Genomic DNA, 3,767 nt, shown 5'->3' on the forward strand with positions numbered 1-3,767 from the left:
GAGGTAGGGAAGCCCGCGCTGTACCTACTGGATCAGCGTCGGGAGGAGTGTCACACAGACATTGCAAGTTTTAGAACTAGGAAAAAATCTATCAACTTCAATATAAGCTTTTCCCTCATTTTCTGCTTTATACTTTAACATTGTACAAAACATTCCCCAACCACAATCACTGATAGCCTTAGCTAAATTGTGGTTTCTTACCATGCCCTTGACATTGAGATTTTCTACAGCAATAACTTGGTTTTCGTTGACTATCTTACGGGATAGTTTGTGGAGAAAATCTTCTCGACATCTAGAGATTTTGGAATGGACTTTGGCTAGTTTGTTTTTGGCTTTTTGTCTGGTTTTACTTCCCTTTTGTTTACGAGATAACTTTTGCTGCTTACGCTTTAAGTTGTGTTGATGTTTGGCTAAATGTCTAGGATTATCAAATTTTGAGCCATCACTGGTAACAGCAAAATCAGTTAATCCTAAATCTATACCGATAGCCTTACCGCCGACCGACTCGGATTTAAAATCTGAGTCGCAAACGGCGGTGCATTCCACACCCTCTGTAGAGGTTTCTGGCTTCTCGAGACCATCATCAACTAAGACAGAAGCATAGTACTTTCCATCACTGTTTTTTGAGATAGTAACTGTCTTAATCGTTCCCTCAAAATCCCTATGACGAACGCAATAAACTAAGCCAATCTTAGGAAGCTTTAGGTAGTCTCCTTCAAACTTGACATTAGCAGGATAACTAATAGATTGCCTACCGTGCTTTGACTTGAATCTAGGTAGTTTTGTTCGTTTATCAAAGAAGTTTTTGTAAGCTGTCGATAAGTTTAAGGCCACAACCTGCAAGCATTGAGAATAAACGTCAGTCAACCAAGGATATTCTTTTTATACATTATCATTGGCTTGGGTTGCTGATAACAGGATAGTACGAGGTTATGGAATGTTGAGGCTATGCCGTTTATTTATCGGTCGGGCATTCATCCCTAACGTTCTACAACTTAGGGATGAATGCCCGACATTCTGTTAAGATAAGAATTTTTGTTTGACAATACAATCAAGGATAGGATCTGGTTTCGTCTTTCCTGAAATCTCAAAAAGTTTTCGTATTGTAAATATTCAACACAAATGTAGTGAAATGGGGTATGCTAGTCCACGAGCGTCAGGGTCGCACCGACAAAATAAAGATATGTCATATTTGACCGTATCTTTGTGGATCACAATAGCAGATAGTACAAAGTGTTGTATTATATGGTAATTCGAAACTTTTTTGGTATCTCCCAACTTACCACAAAAAAAACACTTCAGTCGGCTATCGGTCAACCAGTGGACTTAAAACAGATGCTTGTGGAGGGGAATCTAGACGGAGCTTTTAGTTAGTAATAACTGTCAGCTAGACAAACCTAATGAAGCAAGAATCCCACGCATTTCTACTCGTGGGAGTCTTAATTGCATCTCCTACTTGTTTTTAGAGCGAATTTTTAATTCGCTCTCTTTATTGGACAGGCTTTTTTGGGCAGTCCCTATTTATAAATGGATATTACTGAATTTGTTGAACTTTCCTTAGGAAGCTGGCGTTCTCAACGCAGCGCCCACCATCTGGCTTTCAGGCACTTTGAAGAAGTAACTTCAACCATTGATATTATTGCCCTAAAAGAGTCAGACAAGGAAGTTATTGATATGTGTCAATTATACAAAATTGACTCGGCTTTAATTGCTCATCCTTTTCGTATGACTTGGGAAGGAGAAACAGATTGGGATGAAAAAGAGGAAACTTTTAAGGGGACTACTATTCTAGTTCCCATACCAGATCCAGACAATCCCAAAGTTGGAAGATTGCTGCGAGATATGGGTTATGCAGAAACCATTCCTTCTGTTGGTCACTATCAAATTACTGAAGATGGCACATTTGTGTTAACAACAGCATATGATCGTGCTATGGCTGAAGAAAAAATTTGGTTTATCAATCCCAATTTTCGCCTACGAGTATCTTTGATTAAAACAAGTCAAGGTTCAGGGGTCGTCACCGCTTCTTTTTCCTCAGAAACTCGAGTTATTGACCCCAAATAATGATTTATCACAAAAGATTAGACTATCAACACAAAATAAGTCGTCAACTAACTGAGGAGAACCAAATTATAGTTGTGAAGACCTAAATATAAAAGGGATGGTCAAAAAATGCTTAAGGAACAATTAAGTCTAAAGTTAGCTAACTGGCTTGCGGGGGATTTTAGCAACCAGAAACAAGCCGCCGAAAGTCCGAAAGATTACCCTCATATTCGGGTGTTTTTTCGCCCTTTATCTTGGGATTTTTTTGAAGGGATTGGCTTTTATTCTGAGCAAGCTTACGACTATGATCTTTGGAGTCCCTATCGTCAAGGAGTCCATCGATTTGTCCAAGAAGAGGGACAGGTAATAGTTGAAAATTATGGCTTAAAAGAGCCTATCCTATATGCAGGGGCAGGAAGAAATCAAGATATTCTCAAAACCATTACCCCTGATTGTATTGAACGTCGTTATAACTGTTCGATGATTTTTCAAGAGGAGGGGAATTTGTTTCGGGGAAAAGTTGAAGGAAATAGTTGTTTAATTACTAGAAATGGTTGTCTAACTTATTTAGTTAGTCAAGTCGAATTAACTGAAAACACTTTCGCCAGTTTGGATCGAGGATTGGATATTAATACCCATGAACAGGTGTGGGGGACAGCAACTGGTCCGTTGATATTTGAAAAACGCCAAAGTTTTGCCAAAGAACTTCCTGAGGTGGAAGTTTCCAAATAAAAGGTTTGGGAATCACCGCCCTATAGCAGTTTTCAATTGTGTGTATCAAAATCTCGGTTTAGTGAGAGTGGGGAGTTTGGGAGGGGTGGGAAGTGTGGGGACTATTTTTCTTTGAGTTTATAATCTATGCATAAGAAAATTGCTATAAAAGTGCAGTGAGGATGTCAATTCAGAAATATTAGGTAAATCGTGTTAAAATTCGTGAAAAAGAAGAGAAAAAGCACAAAGATGCTTATCAAAACAGTTGTGAGTATTTTTTTTGTTCCTATTTATTATGCTTCCTCCAGTTGCTCGGAAAAAAATGCAAGCTTGGATTCGCAGTCGTCACTTAATCTGTTCAGGAAATTTTTTTATTTTTGAAACCCTAGATTATTCCACCATTGAACGATTTGAAAAATGCGTAATCAGTTTGGGCGGGACTTTAATTTCTGTTGATCCCAAAAAGAGGGTTTGGCTAGGGAATCACCGACAAATTCTTCTTTATCAAGCCAAGGCCAGTTTGCATACGCCTCATCATGAATTGAAACAATACTGGTTTAAAAACGGTAGTTTCCATACCCGATTTTCTGAAAATACCTAGAATTATCAATTATCCATTGATAGAATTCCTTTCTGCCAATTGGCGATTCTGTTCAATTAACTCTGATAGTTGGAACGGAGAAACACAACGACGCTCAGAACAGTAGCCCATTAAATTAACTCCGTTCATCATCTTAACCGTAGTTACTCTGACCCGAAAATTATCGGTTAAAAACCAACAGCGTTCTTGACCTTGATTCCTTTCATATTCCGTCTCAATTGTCAAGATTCCATCTTCAGAAAAATGATAGGCACTGACAACAGGAATTCCTTCTACATAACCGCGATTTCGTAAAAATTTCCCCAGGCGAGGATCAATATCAGAAGGAACGTCCACTAAAATTGCAGCATAGTTTGGGTGTATCTTCTCAAAAAGCCAGGGGTCACTCGCTGCGAAAACTTAGGCCAAACAT

General features: G+C 38.7%; 3 protein-coding genes and 2 pseudogenes. 3 read left to right on the top strand and 2 right to left on the bottom strand.

Annotated elements, in window-relative coordinates; translation table 11 throughout:
• Nucleotides 1-33: 33 nt before the first annotated feature.
• Nucleotides 34-882, bottom strand: a pseudogene (locus P9B04_RS16655) (RNA-guided endonuclease InsQ/TnpB family protein); the annotation flags it as partial.
• Nucleotides 883-1,527: 645 nt separating this feature from the next.
• Between P9B04_RS16655 and P9B04_RS16660 the strand changes: the two are divergent.
• From P9B04_RS16660 to P9B04_RS16670, 3 genes are all read left to right on the top strand, one after another.
• Nucleotides 1,528-2,064 (top strand): phycobiliprotein lyase, encoded by a 537-nt coding sequence (locus P9B04_RS16660; protein WP_342056107.1) that lies wholly within the window; start codon nt 1,528-1,530, stop codon nt 2,062-2,064.
• A gap of 108 nt (nt 2,065-2,172) precedes the next feature.
• A complete protein-coding gene (locus P9B04_RS16665) occupies nt 2,173-2,775 on the top strand; it encodes a chromophore lyase CpcT/CpeT (protein WP_342056108.1) in 603 nt (200 codons plus the stop codon).
• A 274-nt stretch (nt 2,776-3,049) separates the two neighbouring features.
• Nucleotides 3,050-3,355, top strand: a complete 306-nt coding sequence (locus tag P9B04_RS16670; RefSeq protein ID WP_342056109.1) for a CpeR family transcriptional regulator — start codon at nt 3,050-3,052, stop codon at nt 3,353-3,355.
• A 9-nt stretch (nt 3,356-3,364) separates the two neighbouring features.
• On the opposite strand, the pseudogene P9B04_RS16675 reads toward P9B04_RS16670, so the two are convergent.
• A pseudogene (locus P9B04_RS16675) lies at nt 3,365-3,733 on the bottom strand (phycobiliprotein lyase); the annotation flags it as partial.
• Nucleotides 3,734-3,767: the final 34 nt, after the last annotated feature.

Source organism: Crocosphaera sp. Alani8, assembly GCF_038442745.1.
In the GTDB taxonomy this organism is placed as follows: Bacteria; Cyanobacteriota; Cyanobacteriia; order Cyanobacteriales; family Microcystaceae; genus Crocosphaera.

Bases quoted from the DNA above. Each gene is read 5' to 3' on its own strand.
- P9B04_RS16670 (WP_342056109.1), top strand. From the start codon at position 3,050: ATGCTTCCTCCAGTTGCTCGGAAAAAAATGCAAGCTTGGATTCGCAGT.
- P9B04_RS16660 (WP_342056107.1), top strand. From the start codon at position 1,528: ATGGATATTACTGAATTTGTTGAACTTTCCTTAGGAAGCTGGCGTTCT.
- P9B04_RS16665 (WP_342056108.1), top strand. From the start codon at position 2,173: ATGCTTAAGGAACAATTAAGTCTAAAGTTAGCTAACTGGCTTGCGGGG.